Origin of the sequence: Shimwellia blattae DSM 4481 = NBRC 105725, assembly GCF_000262305.1 — a bacterium.
GTDB classification, from domain to species: Bacteria; Pseudomonadota; Gammaproteobacteria; order Enterobacterales; family Enterobacteriaceae; genus Shimwellia; species Shimwellia blattae.
In genome coordinates this window covers 426,081-445,170 of record NC_017910.1, presented here as the reverse complement: position 1 = coordinate 445,170, position 19,090 = coordinate 426,081, and the positions used below count along the sequence as shown (strand labels likewise).

Here is a 19,090-nt window from a genome sequence, read left to right as displayed (position 1 = left end):
AGGCAGGAGTCACCATGAAATATTCGTTAGGGCCAGTCCTGTATTACTGGCCAAAAGAGACGCTGGAGCAGTTTTATCAGGCGGCAGCCAGCAGCAGTGCAGAGATTGTGTACCTGGGTGAGGCGGTATGCAGCAAGCGCCGGGCCACCAAAGTGGCCGACTGGCTGGATATGGCAAAAGCGCTCTCCGCCAGCGGCAAACAGGTGGTGCTCTCTACCCTGGCGCTGATTCAGGCCTCCTCTGAGCTGAGCGAAGTCAGACGCTATGTGGAAAACGGCGATTTTCTGATTGAGGCCAACGATCTGGGCACCGTGAACCTGGCCGCCGACCATAAGCTCCCCTTCGTGGCGGGCCACGCACTCAACTGCTACAACGCCGTGGCCCTGCGCCTGCTGCACAAGCAGGGCATGGTGCGCTGGTGTATGCCGGTCGAGCTCTCCCGGGACTGGCTGGCCAATGTGCTGACCCAGTGTGAGGAGTTAGGGATCCGCAATAAATTTGAAGTCGAAGTGCTGAGCTACGGGCACCTGCCGCTGGCCTACTCTGCCCGCTGCTTTACTGCCCGCTCAGAAGACCGGCCCAAAGACGAGTGCGAAACCTGCTGCATTAAATACCCCACCGGCCGCAGTATGCGCTCTCAGGAGGATCAGCAGGTCTTTGTGCTTAACGGGATCCAGACCATGAGCGGTTATGTGTATAACCTGGGTAACGAGCTGAGCACCATGCAGGGGCTGGTCGATATTGTGCGCCTGTCGCCGCTGGGCACTGAAACCCTGGATCTGGTGGCGCAGTTCCGCGCTAACGAACAGGGGGCCGCACCGCTGCCACTGGCGGCAAACAGCGACTGCAACGGCTACTGGAAACGGCTGGCCGGGCTGGTACTGGAAGCCTGACAAAAGGCTCGCATTGTTAATAAATATCAGCGATCTTTAATACAGTATTAAAACATTCTCCCCGACCCGGTGAACCCCGGGCCGGGGCTAACCGGATAATAGTGCTGTTTAAGTGAGCCGATATGCCTGAGATCTCCCCCGTTCCCTTTTCCGTTCTCGATCTGGCCCCCATTCCGGAAGGCGCCAGCCCGGCGGATGCCTTCCGCCGTTCCCTTGAGCTGGCCCGTTTAGCCGAACAGCTGGGCTACCACCGCTACTGGCTGGCCGAGCACCACAATATGCAGGGTATTGCCAGTGCGGCGACCTCGGTACTGATAGGTTATCTGGCCGCGAACACCACCACCCTGCGCCTGGGATCTGGCGGCGTGATGCTGCCTAACCACGCCCCGCTGGTGATTGCCGAGCAGTTCGGCACCCTGGAAACCCTCTACCCCGGGCGCATTGATCTTGGGCTGGGGCGCGCCCCGGGCAGCGACCAGCGCACCATGAGAGCCCTGCGCCGCCATATGAACAGTGATATTGATAACTTCCCCGGCGATGTTACCGAGCTGATTCACTGGTTCGATGCCACGGATCCCGATCCGGCCGTGCGGCCGGTACCGGGGTACGGCACCAGGATCCCGCTATGGCTGCTGGGATCCAGCCTGTACAGCGCCCAGCTGGCGGCACAGCTTGGCCTGCCGTTTGCTTTTGCCTCCCACTTTGCGCCGGAAATGCTGCTCCAGGCGCTGGAAGTGTACCGGGCACAGTTCCGGCCCTCGCCGCGCCTCGCCACCCCTTACGCCATGGTGTGCATCAACGTGGTGGCCGCAGACAGCAACCGGGAGGCGCAATTCCTGTTTACCTCCCACCAGCAGGCTTCCACCCGCCTGCGCCGGGACGGCAGCGTGCAACTGCCGCCGCCGATTCAGGACATTAACAGTTACTGGAGCCCGGCGGAGAAATACTCCGTGGAGCGCGCTCTGGCCATGTCGGTGGTGGGTGATAAAGCCACAGTAACCCACGGACTGGAGTCGATCCTGCGCCAGACCCGGGCCGATGAGCTGATGATCAACTGCTCCGTCTTTGATCATCAGGCCCGGCTGCACTCCGTGGCGCTGACGGCACAGATCTTCAACAGCCTGCCGGGCTGATCCCGTGCGGGCCACCGCGGCCCGCCACCACCATAACCAGATAATTTCACTAAGGTTTAAAAATATACCGGCATCATTAACGGAATAACAGAAACTAATCGGGATATAAACCCGGATACCGTTAATGGCACAGCATTCATCACTACTTTATTTTTTACGGCGATTTTCCGGGCAATTTCTCCGCAGGCATCACGCAGCGCTCCTCTGGGCACTGCTGCTGATCTTTTCCCCCTTCACTGCCCTCCAGGCCAGCACCGGCACAGGCGCCATGGATAACACCATTAATCCGCTGCTTCACACCGACAAAAGCGTCCCGGTAGCGCTGACTCTGTGGAATCAGGCCCGGGGCGGCAGCGACAGCAACCCCGCAATGCGCGGCACCGATGGCTGGGTTTGCCTGTCAAACACCAATCCCCGCCACGGGGCCTGCGCCACGGATCTGGAATGGCGCTACGCCTGGGGGGAAAGCAGCGTGATTAAACTGGCCTTTACCGAGCAGCGCAGCGGTATGGTGGCGGTGCTGGAGCTCAGAGCGCAAAGTGCGTTTTATGCGGATCCTCCGCACCACTGCGCCCCCATAAGCCGCGCAATACCAGTAAATCATGTTTCATTACTGGGTTGTGACGATGGGCTGGCGGTGAAGTATTACAACGGGAAGGTGCTCTCCGTTAGCCTGGATGCAGCACAGGTTGCCCGGCTGCCGGTGGGCGGACGCTGGCAGGCAGAGCTTATTTTGCACCAGCGTGCCTGGGGAGCCGCTGCAAGCGTCGCGACCTGGCGCGCCTGTATTACACTGGAAATCACAGACAAAGATAACGGCGCGATTTACCTCCCGGGGAGGGATCCGACAAGGCCGCTGGTCAGGCTGGGTTTGCATCCTATCGGCCACGGAGATCTGGTCGCCGGGCAGCAGGTGATTGATACCTGCCTGTATGACGGCTACAACGCTAACAGCCCCTGGCTGAGTGTCACGCTGTCTGACTTACTGCCCACAGCCGGGCGCAGTGCGGAGACCTTTTCTGTCGTGCATCATGGCCACAGCCCGGCCAGTACCAGTAACCGTATCGACTACCGGGTGGCGCTGGGCTATGGCGGCAGGCAGCAGGTGATGCGCAACGGCCAGCCCCTGCGGCTCACGGCCACGGACCGTGAACCCGTGCACAGCGTCACGCTGCCGGGCATTCCCCAGCCGGTGGCCTGTGTTCCCGCCCCGCTGACACTGACTGTCGCCCCCTTTAACCCCAGTATTAAAAATCCCGGCCACTATGAGGGCACACTGCGCATTATGCTGGCGGCAGAGTCTCTCGCCCCCTGAGCCTCTTATAATGGTGATTATTTGACCTGCTGCGGTCAGCGCGGGCCCGGGCCACCTGAAGGTGACCCGGGCCCGCGCTGACCGTATAAGCCCCCTTCCTTCCCGCAGGCTCAGACAAGTTAAGAACAACTGAGATCAATTTAATTGGGGTTAAAAGAGAAATATGGTCTGGTGACTGGCAATGGTGTGCCCGGCCCCCCGATATCTTCTCCACACACAGAGTGGACACTCAGAGCCAGCACATAATCAAGAACAAGTGTTTAACAGGGAAGGGTGGAGATATGGCATCGCAGCATCGCAGCATCGCAGCATCGCAGCATCGCAGCATCGCAGCATCGCAGCATCGCAGCATCGCAGCATCGCAGCATCGCAGCATCGCAGCATCGCAGCATCGCAGCATCGCAGCATCGCAGCATCGCAGCATTATAGCAAAATAACAAATAAATACAATGAATTATATCGTTTCGTTTTACATTTTACGTGTCTGTTTTTCGGTAAAAATCACAACACCAAAAACCAACCTGGTGCAGATAAAAAAAACAGAATCATCCGTTGTGCACTGTTACAGACCGTTTTAACGCTATTACTTATTCCTGATTATAGTATTGCAGCGGATGCGGTTGACCAGACAATTACCGTTAAAACCAGCTTTGACCGGCTCACTCCTGGTGGGCAGCTGACTCTCTGGAACAATCAAAAAGCAGGTGCTATTCCCGGTAATGGTATTCGTGGAGTCGATTTTTGGCGATGCTTATCCGAAACAGACAGTACAAACGGAGCCTGTAGGAGAAGTGGTGTGTGGAATCTTCCATTTGGACAAGAATCAACGATTCCATTAAGGTTTACCGAAAAACGCAGCAAGAATACAGTGAACCTCAATATAACCGCGCATGCAATCCATTATGCTGATCCCCCGAACGGATGTGTCCCAATCACCGCTTTTATACCAATTCATTACACGGCCGGTATTCGCTGCTATGGTATTCGTTTCAATGGCAGAATGTTAACGGCCTATCTACGGCCTGGAGAATATACCAAAATCCCCAGCGGGGGTATCTGGGAGGCCAGACTCATTTTGCAACAGATCGGATGGTACGATGGAAAAATAGTTGCGACCTGGACCGCCAATATCACCCTCGACGTGACCGACCGCAATAACGGCGCCATTTACCTGCCCGCCTTCGGCCGCGCCGATGCTCTGGTGGATCTTAACCTGCGCACTAAACCACTCAGCACCGCACCCGGCGGCGAAGTCAGCGGCAGTACCGTTATCGATACCTGCCTGTATGATGGCTACAACTCCAATAACGCCTGGCTGCAGGTCACCCTTTCTGATCTGCTTCCCCCCTTGAACCGGGCGGCTGACCTCTTTTCCGTGACCAAAACCGGCACCACCGGCGCTAACCCCCGTGACCGGGTGGATTACCGGGTGACCATGAATTACAACGGCAAACCCGTCGCCATGGAGAATAAAAAAACCTTCACCCTCAATGGCGTTGATACTGCCCTTATCCGCCCGGTGGCCCTGCCCGGATTCCCGGTGACGGTGGTCTGCACCCCCGCACCACTCACGCTCACCGTACAGCCCTTTGCCAAAGCCAGTAAAACCGCCGGGCGCTACAGTGGCGCCCTGCGGGTTAACCTGGCTGCGCGGACACTCGCACCATAAACCACGGAGAGGATTGCGTTTCAGGAGAATTAAGATCATTGCCACCAGCGGCAGCCTGTTGCTGGTGGCAATGAATAGCGAAACAGGCCTCAGAAACCATCAGCTTTACAACACCCGCGCTCAGATAAGCTAAGCATACCCAGAGATTAATTAAGTTGAGGTTCCTGCAGGGGATATGGTCTGGTAGGCGGCAACGACACGCCAGCGCAGGAAGGATGCAATTATGGCACTGCAGCATCACTCTGAAATAATAAATAAATACAATAGAATAAAAAATTCCAGTAATAAATTATGGTCATTTAAACAAATAAGTCACGTTCACTGGCCTTCTGCTTTATGGTTATTGACCCGGCACCGTGCTATATCGCTCCTGCCTGCCACACTGCTCAGTTGGCTGCTTTTCACATGTCATACTGCCCGGGCCGATGCTCTGCTGCCGGTAGATATGAACACCACAATCACCATTTCATACGACAGAAGTGCCCCGCCAGCGAGCTACAAGATATGGCAAAGTGTGGCCAATGGGTATGATCGGGATAATCCCGGACGCAGAGCCCGGGACTGGTTCAGATGTAAAAGCAATACGGACACAAGTTCAGGGGCCTGTTCCCGCCAGTGGTTATGGGGCGGCCCTGTCCGCGATACCATGATCTCGCTACGCATGACCGAACAACGCAGCAAAGTCTCCTTCAATATCCCTCTCAGGGGGCGATCCTCATCATGTACATATCATACATCTCCCCACGACTGTAGCAGTGCCGCAGGATGGCAACAGATGACTGATGGTCGGTCTTACACTGGAACAAACAGTAAAAACTTTGATCTGAGGCTCGAAGCAGAAGACCTGGCGAAAATTCCAACAGGGGGGATCTGGGAAGGTGTTCTTATTCTGGAACAAAGACAATGGAGCGGGCCATCAATGACCGTTGCATGGTGGACCGCAAATATCACCCTCGATGTTACTGACCGCAATAACGGCGCCATTTACCTGCCCGCCTTCGGCCGCGCCGATCCCCTGGTGGATCTTAACCTGCGCACTAAACCACTCAGCACCGCACCCGGCGGCGAAGTCAGCGGCAGTACCGTTATCGATACCTGCCTGTATGATGGCTACAACTCCAATAACGCCTGGCTGCAGGTCACCCTTTCTGATCTGCTTCCCCCCTGGAACCGGGCGGCTGACCTCTTTTCCGTGACCAAAACCGGCACCACCGGCGGTAACCCCCGTGACCGGGTGGATTACCGGGTGACCATGAATTACAACGGCAACCCCGTCGCCATGGAGAATAAAAAAACCGTCACCCTCAATGGCGTTGATACTGCCCTTATCCGCCCGGTGGCCCTACCCGGATTCCCGGTAACGGTGGTCTGCACCCCTTCCCCACTCACGCTCACCGTACAGCCCTTTGCCAAAGCCAGTAAAACCGCCGGGCGCTACAGTGGCACCCTGCGGGTTAACCTGGCCGCACGCACCCTGGCACCGTAAAGCGTTTTCCGGATATGCGGTCTTATTGATAAAACAACGCCCCGTCAGCAAATGCTGCGGGGCGCTGTATATTCCAGCAGTGGTCCGTCAGTGGAGGAGCCGGGCAATATCCTCTTCAGTAAGCCCGGTGGCTTTCATCACAACGGTATGCTCAAAACCGCTGTCCAGCATTGCCCGGGCGACATTCAACAATGCATTACGCCTGCCAATCTCGATGCCTTGCTCAATGCCCTTTTCAATACCTTTCTGCTCCAGTTGCCGGGCTATTGTCATCAGTGTGCCTCCATATTGTGGCACTCGCTGTGCGAGTGTGCGGATAAAGATTTCAGCATCTGCGGTCTCTCCCGCCTGAACCACATAGTTTATCAATGAAACCAGCTGTGATTCTGTCATGGATTCTTTTAAAAGCAGGGTTGCCAGTGCATTCAGGCTACTTATCAAATCACGCCGGTGGATATGCTTTTGCAGCAACGTCAGCGCAGCCATACTGCGGTGGTTCATAATGTCGTCGTCAGCTATCACGGTAACATCCACCAGAGGAAAGGCGCTGGTGTAGAGTTTTTCCGCCAGAGCGGGTACGGCAAACCCATCCAGCCAGCGGGTAGTCCAGGGATAGGGGCTACGCCTGCCATTATAGAACAGCACCGGGATCACCAGCGGTAGCATTTTATGGCCCGCTTCCAGATGCCTGTGCATAGCGGCCACCGCATAGCGCAACAGCCGAAAAGCCATCTGCCGCTCCGGCCTGGACTGGTGTTCAATCAGCACATGGATATATCCATCCCTTCCGTCGACTGTTTTCAGGCTATAGAGAACATCGTTGAAGTAAGCGCGCAGATGAGGCTCAACAAAACTGCCGGACTCCAGCTTCAGGGTACTGAAATCACACAGGCTCCGGATCTCAGCCGGCAGATGCAATTGCATAAATTCCCGTGCTGTAGGCGGGTGAGTAAGAAACTGTTTAAACACCAGATCATGATGCGTAACAGACCGCCGCTCCTTGCCCTGTCTTTTTCTGCCCGCCATAACGGTGCCCTTCCGCCCGGTGGCGCGGAACCTCAGCCGCGCCAGGTATATAAAATATTACCCCGGACATTAGCACCCCCGGACCCCGCATGCAGAAAACGGGCTTATTTCTTCGCGACAGTACGCAAGAATCAATCTGCCCGGCCCAAAAATAAGGGCCACTGGTTTGCACCGCGTGGCCCCGGGAATGACGGCTATGACAAAATTAACGATAGATCGGCAACAGGTTAAAACTGGAAAGGATATGCACCAGCGCATTACCCACCCCGAAAATCAGCACCAGGATTATCATGCCGTTACCACCCCATACCCGGAACATCGGGCTGCCGAAGCGCTTACGGGAGGCTCTGGCCAGCAGCGCCGGAACAATCGCCGCCCAGATGGTCGCCGCCAGCCCCGCATAGCCAATGGCATACAGGAAGCCGTCTGGCCACAGCATGGCCCCGATAACCGGCGGCAGAAAGGTAATGAGCGCCGTTTTAAAGCGGCCCAGCGGGGCATCGTCGAATTTAAACAAGTCCGCCAGGTAATCAAACAGCCCGAGCGTCACCCCGAGGAAAGAGCTCGCCACCGCAAAGTTAGAAAAAATCACCAGCAGCAGCTCCAGCCCTTTGCTGTTCAGCACCCCACTCAGGGCCTGGACCAGCACGTCGATATTGCCGCCTTTATCCGCGATATCAACAAAGTCATGGCGCGGAATATTGCCCATGGTACCCAGCAGCCAGATGATATACAGCCCCAGAGCTATCAGCGTGCCCAGCACCAGGCAGCGCACAATGGTACGCGGATCTTTACCGTAGAACTTCACCAGGCTCGGCACATTACCGTGGTAGCCAAAAGAGGCGAGGCAAAACGGCAGCGTCATCAGCAGGTAGGGGGCATAACTGGGGTTTATTTCCGCGCTATTGAGCAGCGTGGCGGGTTTTACATGGCCCAGCAGGCTGCCAAAAGTCAGGAAAAAGGTGATGACTTTGGCCCCCAGGACAATCGCCGTCATCCGGCTTACGGCCCGGGTACTCAGCCAGACAATAAACGCCACCAGTAAGGCAAAGGCACCGCCAGCCACGCGGGGTGCCACCGGCAGCGACATTTCAGCAAAGGTATGGCTGAGGATCGAGCCACTGGCCGAAATATAGGCATAGGTCAGGATATACAGCACAAACGCAATCGAGGCGCCATTAATCAGGTTCCAGCCGTTACCGAGCAGATCCCGGGTCATGGTGTCAAAACTGGCACCGGGCCGGTAATTCAGGTTGGCCTCCAGGATCATCATTCCGGAATGGAGCATACAGAACCAGGTAAACACCAGCGCCGCCAGGGACCAGAAAAACCACGCACCGGACATCACCACCGGCAGAGAGAACATCCCCGCCCCGATAATAGTCCCTGCGATTATCACTACACCACCCAGTAACGGGGCAGCACTGCGGGTTGTTGTTGCCTCTGTTGCCATACCTGTTTACCTTTTCTGCGCCACCATGGCGCTGCATTGCCACTATTGTACCAGTACACGAGTACAAAACAGAACAAAAAAATCCCGGCAACCTGTGCCGGGACTTTAATCACTGGGTTAATGCGCCTCTGATGGCACAAATTGTGCTAATCAGGAAGCGTCACCGCCGAAACGACGAGCCGGGCGCGGGGCGGAGTCATCACGGCGCGGGCCGCGGTTACCGTCACGACGCTCGCCGCTGAAACGACGACCATCACCACGGCCACCTTCACGGCGCTCACCGCCAAAACCACGACCACCGTCACGACGGCCACCTTCGCGGCGCTCACCACCGAAGCTACGGCCACCACGATCCGGGCGCGGCTGAGCATCACCGATTAACTGCATGTTCATCGGCTTGTTCAGAATGCGGGTACGGGTAAAGTGCTGCAGCACATCGCCCGGCATCCCTTTCGGCAGCTCAATGGTGGAGTGCGTACCAAACAGTTTGATGTTACCGATATAGCGGCTGCTGATATCGCCTTCGTTGGCAATTGCACCCACGATATGGCGCACTTCAACACCGTCATCACGGCCCACTTCAATGCGGTACAGCTGCATATCGCCAACGTCGCGACGTTCACGGCGCGGACGATCACCGCGCTCGCCACGGTCACCACGATCGTTACGGTCGCCACGGCGATCATCACGCTCACGGAATTCGCGACGCGGGCGCATCGGCGCATCCGGCGGCAGGATCAGCGGGCGTTCGCCCTGGGCCATTTTCAGCAGCGCTGCGGCCAGGGTTTCAACATCCAGCTCACCTTCCGCTTCCGGCTGCAGTTTTGCCAGCAGCGCACGGTACTGATCCAGATCGCTGCTTTCCAGCTGCTGCTGGACTTTAGCGGCGAATTTTTCCAGACGACGTTTGCCCAGCAGTTCTGCGTTCGGCAGCTCCACTTCAGGGATGGTCAGCTTCATGGTGCGTTCAATGTTGCGCAGCAGGCGGCGTTCGCGGTTTTCAACGAACAGCAGCGCACGGCCCGCACGGCCCGCACGACCGGTACGGCCGATACGGTGAACGTAAGATTCAGCATCCATCGGGATATCGTAGTTCACTACCAGGCTGATACGCTCAACGTCCAGGCCACGGGCCGCAACGTCGGTGGCGATCAGAATATCCAGGCGGCCATCTTTCAGGCGTTCCAGCGTCTGCTCACGCAGTGCCTGGTTCATGTCGCCGTTCAGCGCGGCAGAGTTATAGCCACTGCGCTCCAGGGCTTCTGCCACTTCCAGGGTCGCGTTTTTGGTGCGCACGAAGATAATCGCCGCATCAAAATCTTCCGCTTCCAGGAAGCGTACCAGGGCTTCGTTCTTGCGCATGCCCCATGCAGTCCAGTAGCTCTGGCTGATGTCCGGGCGGGTGGTTACGCTGGACTGGATACGCACTTCCTGCGGATCCTGCATAAAGCGGCGGGTAATACGGCGAATCGCTTCCGGCATGGTGGCAGAGAACAGCGCGGTCTGATGTTCAGCCGGGATCTGCGCCATGATGGTTTCAACGTCTTCAATAAAGCCCATGCGCAGCATTTCGTCTGCTTCATCCAGCACCAGGCCATGCAGGCTGGAGAGGTTCAGGGTGCCACGTTTCAGGTGATCCAGCAGACGGCCAGGCGTACCTACCACAATCTGCGGCCCCTGGCGCAGGGCGCGTAACTGCACGTCATAACGCTGGCCGCCATACAGGGCCACTACGTTTACGCCACGCATATGTTTAGAGAAATCCGTCATGGCTTCAGCCACCTGAACCGCCAGTTCGCGGGTCGGGGCCAGCACCAGGATCTGCGGTGCTTTCAGCTCAGGATCAAGGTTGTTCAGCAGCGGTAAAGAGAAGGCTGCAGTTTTACCGCTACCGGTCTGGGCCATACCCAGCACGTCGCGGCCATTAAGCAGATGTGGAATACACTCTGCCTGGATTGGAGATGGTTTTTCGTAACCCAGATCGTTAAGGGCTTCAAGGATAGGAGCCTTCAGGCCCAGATCTGAAAAAGTGGTTTCGAATTCAGCCATGTAGTACGTGTGCCTCAAAATTATTGGCGGCCAGTCTACATAACTCATCGTGAAAATGATCTGCAATTTTCATTGAAAAGTGTGAACCGGCTCAAAGTAGGTGTATTAACGAACAACAACGCCCTCACCCGCGAAGGTGATGGCAATAAAAAAAATGGGCTGATGTGTGTTCGTCAGCTATTGCTGGTCCGATTCTGCCAGGTCATCTTGCTCCTGGCCCAGGAGCGCTAATTCCAACAATGCATATCGGTGCTCAACAAAGTTATGAACGTTGTTAGCAACCGCCAGTTTGAACAGTGCCGAAGCGCTGTCCTTATCCCCCAGACTTAGGTAGTACTTACCTAAATAGAAGTTGGTTTCACTGAGATGCTCAGCGAGCGAGGTGTTATCCGTAGCATCCGCCTTGAGACGTTCCATCAGTGATTGCTCACTCATGTCGCCCAGGTAGAATTCAACAATGTTCCATCCCCATTGCGCTTTGTCCGATTTCGTCAACCGGGTACGCAAAGACGCTTTCGCCTGCTTCTCATCCAGCTTACGTTCTACAACGTAAAGCCACAGGCTGCGGAATGGATCATTGGGATCGTCTTGATAAAACGCCAGCAGATCATCTTGCGCTAACCGGTAACGACCGCCGTAGTAGAGGGCGATACCGCGATTCAAATGCGCATAATTGTAAGTTGGATCAAGCTCAAGTACAGAATCAAACGCTTCATAGGCGGCATCAAAATTGCCCGCCTGCGTTAAGTAAATGCCTAAGTAATTGAATACTTCAGGCATATCCGGTCGGATAGCCAGCGCTTGTGAAAAATCATTTCGCGCCAGTGCCCGTAGACCGAGGCTATCATACAACACTCCGCGCTCATATAAAAGCTGTGCGCGTTCGTCATCGGTTAAAGCCCGACTGGCAAGTATCTGCTCCATGCGCGCCAGAATCACTTCCTGCTGCAGTGTCGGTTGTAATGGCACCGCGAGGACTTCATTCTTACGCCAGGAAGAGTGGTTGCTGCAGCCGGCAAGCGTGATAGCTGTCGCAACAAAACACCAGCGCAAAAAAGGCTTCATTTCCCACTCCCGAAGACAACAATTGGATGAACGTCCTGGTCCCCCGGTTGTAATACGGAGCATCCTGCCCCGTAATAAACAGCTCCCCACGCCAGGCGTGGAGAGCTGAAACGGCAGGGCTTACTCTGCAGCCGGTGCAGCAGGAGCCGCAGCCTCACCAGCCGGAGTCTGTTCTACGGCTTCTTTCATGCTCAGGCGAACGCGCCCCTGGCGGTCCACTTCCAGCACTTTAACCGGAACTTCCTGGCCCATGTGCAGGTAATCGGTCACTTTCTCAACGCGCTTGTCAGCAATCTGAGAAATATGTACCAGACCTTCTTTACCGCCGCCGATGGCAACAAACGCGCCAAAGTCAACGATACGGGTCACTTTACCATTGTAGATACGGCCAACTTCGATCTCTGCGGTGATCTCTTCAATACGGCGGATGGCGTTTTTGGCTTTCTCGCCGTCGGTTGCTGCGATCTTAACAGTACCGTCGTCTTCGATTTCGATAGTGGTGCCGGTCTCTTCCGTCAGAGCACGGATAACAGAACCGCCCTTACCGATAACGTCTTTGATCTTGTCCGGGTTGATCTTGATGGTATGGATACGCGGCGCGAACTGGGAGATATCCCCACGCGGTGCGTTGATAGCCTGCTCCATCACGCCCAGGATGTGCAGACGGGCACCTTTGGCCTGATTCAGCGCAACCTGCATGATTTCGCGGGTGATCCCTTCGATTTTGATATCCATCTGCAGAGCAGTAATACCGTCGCGGGAACCGGCTACTTTAAAGTCCATATCGCCCAGGTGGTCTTCGTCGCCCAGGATGTCAGACAGCACAACAAAGTTGTCGCCTTCTTTCACCAGGCCCATTGCGATACCCGCAACGGCGGCTTTCACCGGTACACCGGCATCCATCAGCGCCAGAGAGGCACCACATACGGACGCCATGGAAGAAGAGCCGTTAGATTCGGTGATTTCAGACACCACACGTACTGTGTACGGGAATTCGTCCATAGTCGGCATCACGGCCAGAACACCGCGTTTTGCCAGACGACCGTGGCCGATTTCACGACGTTTCGGGGAGCCAACCATACCGGTTTCGCCCACAGAGTACGGAGGGAAATTGTAATGGAACAGGAACGTGTCGGTACGTTCGCCCATCAGCTCATCCAGGGTCTGCGCGTCACGGGCGGTGCCCAGGGTAGCAGTCACCAGGGCCTGAGTTTCACCACGGGTGAACAGGGCAGAACCGTGAGTACGCGGCAGTACGCCGGTGCGCACGTCCAGAGCACGGATCATATCTTTTTCGCGGCCATCGATACGCGGCTCACCGGCCAGTACGCGGCTACGCACTACGTTTTTCTCGATAGCGTGCAGAATTTCACCCAGTTCGTTTTCGTCCAGGGTTTCGTCTTCGGCTTTCAGGGTAGCGATAACTTCAGATTTGATCAGATCAACCTGAGCATAGCGCTCCTGCTTGTCGGTGATGCGGTAAGCATCGCTCAGACGGGATTCAGCCAGGGCGCCCACGCGCGCGTTCAGCGCTTCGTTTACCGCTTCCGGCTGCCAGTCCCAGCGCGGTTTGCCCGCTTCGTTTACCAGCGCTTTGATGTTTTCGATAACCACCTGCTGCTGGTCGTGGCCAAATACCACGGCGCCCAGCATCTGGTCTTCGCTCAGCAGATCGGCTTCAGATTCAACCATCAGCACGGCGCTGTCAGTACCGGCAACCACCAGATCCAGTTTGCTGGTTTTCAGCTCGTCGGCAGTCGGGTTCAGTACGTACTGATCGTTAATGTAACCCACGCGGGCTGCACCAATCGGGCCGTTAAACGGAATACCAGACAGGGACAAGGCCGCAGAGGCACCGATCATCGCCACGATATCCGGGTTAACCTGCGGGTTTACAGAAACCACGGTCGCGATAACCTGAACTTCGTTCACGAAGCCTTCCGGGAACAGCGGACGAACCGGGCGGTCAATCAGACGCGCGATCAGGGTTTCGCCTTCGCTCGGGCGGCCTTCACGGCGGAAGAAGCTCCCCGGAATACGGCCAGCAGCGTAAGTACGCTCCTGATAGTTAACAGTCAGCGGGAAGAAGTCCTGGCCTGGTTTGGCTTTTTTCTGGCCAACAACGGTCACAAATACCGCGGTGTCGTCCATGCTCACCATTACGGCGGCGCTCGCCTGGCGAGCCATCATCCCGGTTTCCAGGGTCACAGTGTGCTGACCATACTGGAATTTACGCACGATAGGATTCAGCAAAGTAAATTTCCTTTATATAAAAATCGGCTTAACGCTACTGAGCGCCAGCCCATGAGATTCACTCTCCGTTGCATCCTCGCGACTAATGACAACCCTGTCCCGCCCGTACCGGTGCGGAAAAACGTTCTCAATAGCCGCGCGAACCTCTGCAATGGAGATCCATACCTGGCAACAATACATGAGTTTGTAGCAAATTGCTGCCGTTTGGTTGAAAAAAGGGGCCTTTTGAAAAGGCCCCTTTTTCAGAAACTCGCCAGAATTAGCGACGCAGACCCAGACGCTCAATCAGCTGAGTATAACGTGCTACATCTTTACGTTTCAGGTAGTCCAGCAGTTTACGACGCTGGGAAACCATGCGCAGCAGACCACGACGGCTGTGGTGATCTTTTTTATGCTCTGCAAAGTGGCCCTGCAGGTGGTTGATCTGTGCGGTCAGCAGAGCAACCTGAACTTCAGTAGAACCGCTGTCGTTAGCACCACGACCGAACTCAGAAACGATTTGAGCTTTAGCTTCAACGCTTAGAGACATTTTTGACTCCAGAATTATAGATAAAAAGACAGGGCGCCGATCTCTAATTCAGCTACCCCAATATAAAGCCGGGACATTCTACCTGTCGCGGCCTGTTATCGCAAGATAGCCACCCGTTACGCCGGGTATTCAACCACCAGCCGCCGGGGGGCAACCCGGCCCTGATCGTCAATTTCGCCCATGCCGATAAACACCTGCCCGTCACCTTCGGTGACCCGAACCAGGCCCTCTTCCGGTGCACCGGCCGCACGCACCGGCTGGCCATTTTTAAAGTATGCGGCACTGGCTGGCGGAATATTGACCGCCGGAAAATCTGCCGCCGGGCTGTCCATCGGCATCAGCAGGGGATCCAGTAACTCGGCTTCCGGGATCCCCCGGGCCTGTGCCTGCTCAACCAGTGCGGTCAGTTGCTCAAGGGTGACCATCCGCTCAACCGGGTATTTGCTGACGGCCAGACGGCGCAAATAGATAACATGCGCGCCGCAGCCCAGCTTCTCGCCAAGATCATCAATAATTGAGCGAATATAAGTGCCTTTGGAGCAGTGAATTTCCAGCTCCAGCTCATCCCCTTCGTGGCGGATAAAGAGCAGCTCATACACCGTGATCGGGCGGGCCTCCCGGGGGACTTCAATGCCTTCGCGGGCATATTCATACAGTTTCCGGCCCTGATATTTCAGCGCCGAAAACATGGAGGGCACCTGCATGGTGTCGCCACGGAAACTGTCCAGTGCCTCAGCCAGTTGCTGTTCGCTGAACGCCACCGGGCGCTCTTCAACTATCTGGCCGTCCGCATCGGAGGTGTCCGTGCGCTGGCCCAGCTTAGCCACCACCCGGTAGCGCTTGTCGGAATCCAGCAGATAGCGGGAAAACTTGGTGGCTTCACCGAGGCAAATCGGCAACATGCCGGTAGCCAGCGGATCCAGCGCCCCGGTGTGCCCGGCCCGGTTAGCGTTATAAATACGTTTTACTTTTTGCAGGACATCATTGGAAGAGGCGCCCTGGTGCTTGTCCAGTAACAGCACGCCGTGGATATCGCGACCGCGACGACGAGGACGACTCATCAGTCCTCCTTGCTGTCGTCCGGGTTTACACGGCGCTCTTCGTCATGCTTAACCACACTGCTGACCAGGTTTGACATCCGCATCCCTTCGACGAGGGAGTTGTCGTAGAAAAAGGTCAGCTCCGGCACAATACGCAGGCGCATAGCTTTCCCGAGCAGGGAGCGGATAAACCCGGAGGCATCCTGCAGCGCCTTCAGACCCTGTTTAACTGCATTTTCGTCGTTATCGTTCAGGAAGGTAACAAACACTTTTGCGTAGGCCAGATCCCGGGAAACCTCAACGCCGGACACGGTAGTCATCAGCCCCAGGCGAGGATCTTTAATTTCACGCTGCAGGATGATTGCGATTTCCTTCTGCATTTCCTGCGCCACACGCTGCGGGCGGCCAAATTCTTTCGCCATAATATCTTCTCCAGACTAACAGGGGGGCACATGGCCCCCCTTATGATTTAGCAATGTTAGCTAATATCAGGCAATGGTGCGCTGAACTTCGATAACTTCGAACACTTCGATCACATCGCCAGTGCGAACGTCGTTGTAGTTCTTCACGCCGATACCACATTCCATGCCGTTACGGACTTCGTTAACGTCATCTTTGAAGCGACGCAGGGATTCCAGCTCGCCTTCGTAGATAACCACGTTGTCGCGCAGTACGCGGATCGGGTTGTGACGTTTAACCACGCCTTCGGTAACCATACAGCCTGCAATCGCGCCGAATTTCGGTGATTTAAATACATCACGCACTTCAGCCAGACCAATGATTTCCTGTTTGTATTCCGGTGCCAGCATCCCGCTCATGGCGGCTTTTACTTCGTCAATCAGGTTATAGATAACGGAGTAATAACGCAGGTCGAGGTTTTCCGCCTCAATCACGCGGCGCGCAGAGGCATCAGCACGCACGTTGAAGCCCACCAGAATCGCGTTGGACGCGGCAGCCAGGGTCGCATCGGTTTCGGTGATCCCACCAACGCCGGAGCCGACAATCTTCACTTTCACTTCGTCAGTAGACAGTTTCAGCAGAGAATCGGTGATGGCTTCTACAGAACCCTGAACGTCTGCCTTCAGCACGATGTTCACTTCAGAAACGTCGCCTTCAGTCATGTTAGCGAACATGTTTTCCAGTTTCGCTTTCTGCTGACGCGCCAGTTTCACTTCGCGGAATTTACCCTGACGATACAGTGCCACTTCACGGGCTTTTTTCTCGTCACGGACCACGGTCACTTCGTCACCGGCAGCCGGAACACCAGACATACCCAGGATCTCAACCGGGATAGACGGGCCAGCCTCGGTCACTTCCTGGTTCAGTTCGTTACGCATCGCACGAACGCGGCCGTATTCGAAACCGCACAGGACGATATCGCCTTTATGCAGCGTACCTTCGCGAACCAGCACGGTAGCAACAGGGCCACGGCCTTTGTCCAGGAAGGATTCGATCACAACACCGCTGGCCATGCCGCTGCGTACTGCTTTCAGCTCCAGAACTTCGGACTGCAGCAGGATGGCATCCAGCAGTTCGTCGATACCGGTCCCGGCTTTCGCAGAAACGTGAACAAACTGGCAATCGCCACCCCACTCTTCCGGGATGATGCCGTACTGGGCCAGTTCGTTTTTAACCCGATCCGGATCCGCTTCTGGCTTATCGATTTTGTTCACCGCAACCACAACCGGCACTTTCGCCGCTTTGGCGTGCTGGATTGCTTCGATGGTCTGCGGCATCACGCCGTCATCCGCGGCAACAACCAGCACAACGATATCGGTCGCCTGAGCACCACGAGCACGCATAGCGGTAAACGCGGCGTGCCCCGGGGTATCCAGGAAGGTGATCATGCCGTTGTCGGTCTGTACGTGGTACGCACCGATATGCTGGGTAATGCCGCCCGCTTCGCCAGAGGCGACTTTCGTGGAGCGGATGTAGTCCAGCAGTGAGGTTTTACCGTGGTCAACGTGGCCCATAATGGTCACAACCGGTGCACGCGGTTCAGCCTGAGCGCCCATATCACGGTCGCTCATTACTGCTTCTTCCAGCTCGTTTTCACGGCGCAGAATCACTTTGTGACCCAGCTCTTCCGCTACCAGCTGTGCCGTTTCCTGGTCGATAACCTGGTTGATGGTGGCCATAGCGCCCATTTTCATCATCGCTTTGATGACCTGGGAGCCTTTCACCGCCATTTTGTTGGCAAGTTCGGCAACGGTGATGGTTTCACCAATCACAACGTCACGGTTAACAGCCTGCGCCGGCTTCTGGAAGCCCTGCTGCAGTGCGCTGCCTTTACGCTTGCCGCCTTTGCCGCCGCGTACTGCCGCACGGGCTTCTTCACGGTCAGCTTTGGATTCAGCGTGTTTGTTGCTCTTCTTCGGACGCGGCGCTTTGGTATTGCGGGTACGGCCACGGCCACCTTCAACTTCACGGTCGTTGTCGTCTTCCGCCTGGCGCGCGTGCTGGGAAGTGGTCACGTGGTAGTCACCGGCTTCTTCGGTCACGTCGCTGGTCTCAGTCCAGGTTGCTGAGTTTTCTTCTGCCATGCGGCGCGCTTCTTCAGCAACGCGGCGGGCTTCTTCTTCCAGCTTACGACGAGCTTCTTCTTCCGCCTTACGCTTCAGCTCTGCGGCTTCGGCTTCGCGACGCGCTTTCTCGCTGGTGGCGTTCTGGTTTACTTCGTCAGTTTGTTTATTGCTCACTTTGTTTTTTTCCGCAGCTTCACGTTTTGCTTTTTCAGCGGCTTCACGTTGGGCCTTCTCTTCAGCTTCACGTTGCGCTTTTTCCTGCGCCTGACGTTTAGCAGCTTCCTCTGCTTCACGCTGGGCCTTCTCTTCCGCTTCACGCTTCGCTTGTTCTTCCGCAGCAAGGCGTTCAGCTTCTTGCGGATCACGTTTTACAAAGGTGCGTTTTTTGCGGACTTCAATTTGTACCGACTTACTTTTCCCGCCGGTACCCGGAATGCTTAAAGTACTGCGCGTTTTGCGCTGCAAAGTCAACTTATCCGGCCCTGAGTGGTGTTCACGGTTCAGGTGTGCCAGTAAGGTCTGTTTCTCTTGTGCGGTTACAGAGTCATCCACTGACTTCTGGATGCCAGCGTCAGCAAACTGCTGTACCAGGCGGTCCACGGAAGTCTGGATCTCTGCAGCCAGCGATTTTACGGTTACATCTGTCATGCTGTT

15 protein-coding genes are annotated in these 19,090 nt (G+C 55.9%); 5 read left to right on the top strand and 10 right to left on the bottom strand.

Features of this window, described 5'->3' with window-relative positions; all coding sequences use genetic code 11:
* The first annotated feature begins 14 nt into the window (after positions 1-14).
* The 5 genes from EBL_RS02080 (at position 15) to EBL_RS02060 (ending at position 6,496) form a co-directional block, all read left to right on the top strand.
* Positions 15-893: a U32 family peptidase gene (locus EBL_RS02080; protein WP_002441951.1), complete on the top strand. Its 879-nt coding sequence runs from the start codon at positions 15-17 to the stop codon at positions 891-893.
* A 122-nt stretch (positions 894-1,015) separates the two neighbouring features.
* Positions 1,016-2,026, top strand: a complete 1,011-nt coding sequence (locus EBL_RS02075) for a luciferase-like monooxygenase (RefSeq protein ID WP_002441954.1) — start codon at positions 1,016-1,018, stop codon at positions 2,024-2,026.
* Between the two features lie 268 nt (positions 2,027-2,294).
* On the top strand, positions 2,295-3,341 hold the full coding sequence (locus tag EBL_RS02070) for a CfaE/CblD family pilus tip adhesin (RefSeq protein WP_002441955.1): 1,047 nt from the start codon (positions 2,295-2,297) through the stop codon (positions 3,339-3,341).
* 256 nt (positions 3,342-3,597) lie between these two features.
* Positions 3,598-5,010 (top strand): CfaE/CblD family pilus tip adhesin, encoded by a 1,413-nt coding sequence (locus EBL_RS02065; RefSeq protein WP_237714738.1) that lies wholly within the window; start codon positions 3,598-3,600, stop codon positions 5,008-5,010.
* Between the two features lie 223 nt (positions 5,011-5,233).
* A complete protein-coding gene (locus EBL_RS02060) occupies positions 5,234-6,496 on the top strand; it encodes a CfaE/CblD family pilus tip adhesin (RefSeq protein ID WP_014715752.1) in 1,263 nt (420 codons plus the stop codon).
* An 87-nt stretch (positions 6,497-6,583) separates the two neighbouring features.
* On the opposite strand, the gene EBL_RS02055 is transcribed toward EBL_RS02060, so the two are convergent.
* The 10 genes from EBL_RS02055 to infB form a co-directional block, all read right to left on the bottom strand.
* A complete protein-coding gene (locus EBL_RS02055) occupies positions 6,584-7,522 on the bottom strand; it encodes an Rpn family recombination-promoting nuclease/putative transposase (protein ID WP_002441961.1) in 939 nt (312 codons plus the stop codon).
* 205 nt (positions 7,523-7,727) lie between these two features.
* On the bottom strand, positions 7,728-8,975 hold the full coding sequence (gene mtr / locus EBL_RS02050) for a tryptophan permease (RefSeq protein WP_002441963.1): 1,248 nt from the start codon (positions 8,973-8,975) through the stop codon (positions 7,728-7,730).
* A 150-nt stretch (positions 8,976-9,125) separates the two neighbouring features.
* Positions 9,126-11,024: a DEAD/DEAH family ATP-dependent RNA helicase gene (locus tag EBL_RS02045; protein WP_002441966.1), complete on the bottom strand. Its 1,899-nt coding sequence runs from the start codon at positions 11,022-11,024 to the stop codon at positions 9,126-9,128.
* On the bottom strand, positions 11,017-11,097 hold the full coding sequence (gene yrbN / locus EBL_RS20415) for a protein YrbN (protein WP_126298285.1): 81 nt from the start codon (positions 11,095-11,097) through the stop codon (positions 11,017-11,019). Before yrbN ends, EBL_RS02045 begins: the two co-directional genes overlap by 8 nt.
* A gap of 104 nt (positions 11,098-11,201) precedes the next feature.
* On the bottom strand, positions 11,202-12,089 hold the full coding sequence (nlpI, locus tag EBL_RS02040; protein ID WP_002441968.1) for a lipoprotein NlpI: 888 nt from the start codon (positions 12,087-12,089) through the stop codon (positions 11,202-11,204).
* Positions 12,090-12,209: 120 nt separating this feature from the next.
* Positions 12,210-14,342 carry a polyribonucleotide nucleotidyltransferase gene (gene pnp / locus EBL_RS02035; RefSeq protein ID WP_002441970.1) on the bottom strand — a complete coding sequence of 711 codons (2,133 nt, stop codon included), beginning with the start codon at positions 14,340-14,342 and terminating at the stop codon, positions 12,210-12,212.
* Between the two features lie 259 nt (positions 14,343-14,601).
* Positions 14,602-14,871: a 30S ribosomal protein S15 gene (gene rpsO / locus EBL_RS02030; RefSeq protein ID WP_002441973.1), complete on the bottom strand. Its 270-nt coding sequence runs from the start codon at positions 14,869-14,871 to the stop codon at positions 14,602-14,604.
* A gap of 116 nt (positions 14,872-14,987) precedes the next feature.
* A complete protein-coding gene (truB, locus tag EBL_RS02025; protein ID WP_002441974.1) occupies positions 14,988-15,932 on the bottom strand; it encodes a tRNA pseudouridine(55) synthase TruB in 945 nt (314 codons plus the stop codon).
* Positions 15,932-16,333: a 30S ribosome-binding factor RbfA gene (gene rbfA, locus EBL_RS02020; protein ID WP_002441976.1), complete on the bottom strand. Its 402-nt coding sequence runs from the start codon at positions 16,331-16,333 to the stop codon at positions 15,932-15,934. Before rbfA ends, truB begins: the two co-directional genes overlap by 1 nt.
* Positions 16,334-16,399: 66 nt before the next feature.
* Positions 16,400-19,084: a translation initiation factor IF-2 gene (gene infB / locus EBL_RS02015; protein WP_002441978.1), complete on the bottom strand. Its 2,685-nt coding sequence runs from the start codon at positions 19,082-19,084 to the stop codon at positions 16,400-16,402.
* Positions 19,085-19,090 lie beyond the last annotated feature (6 nt).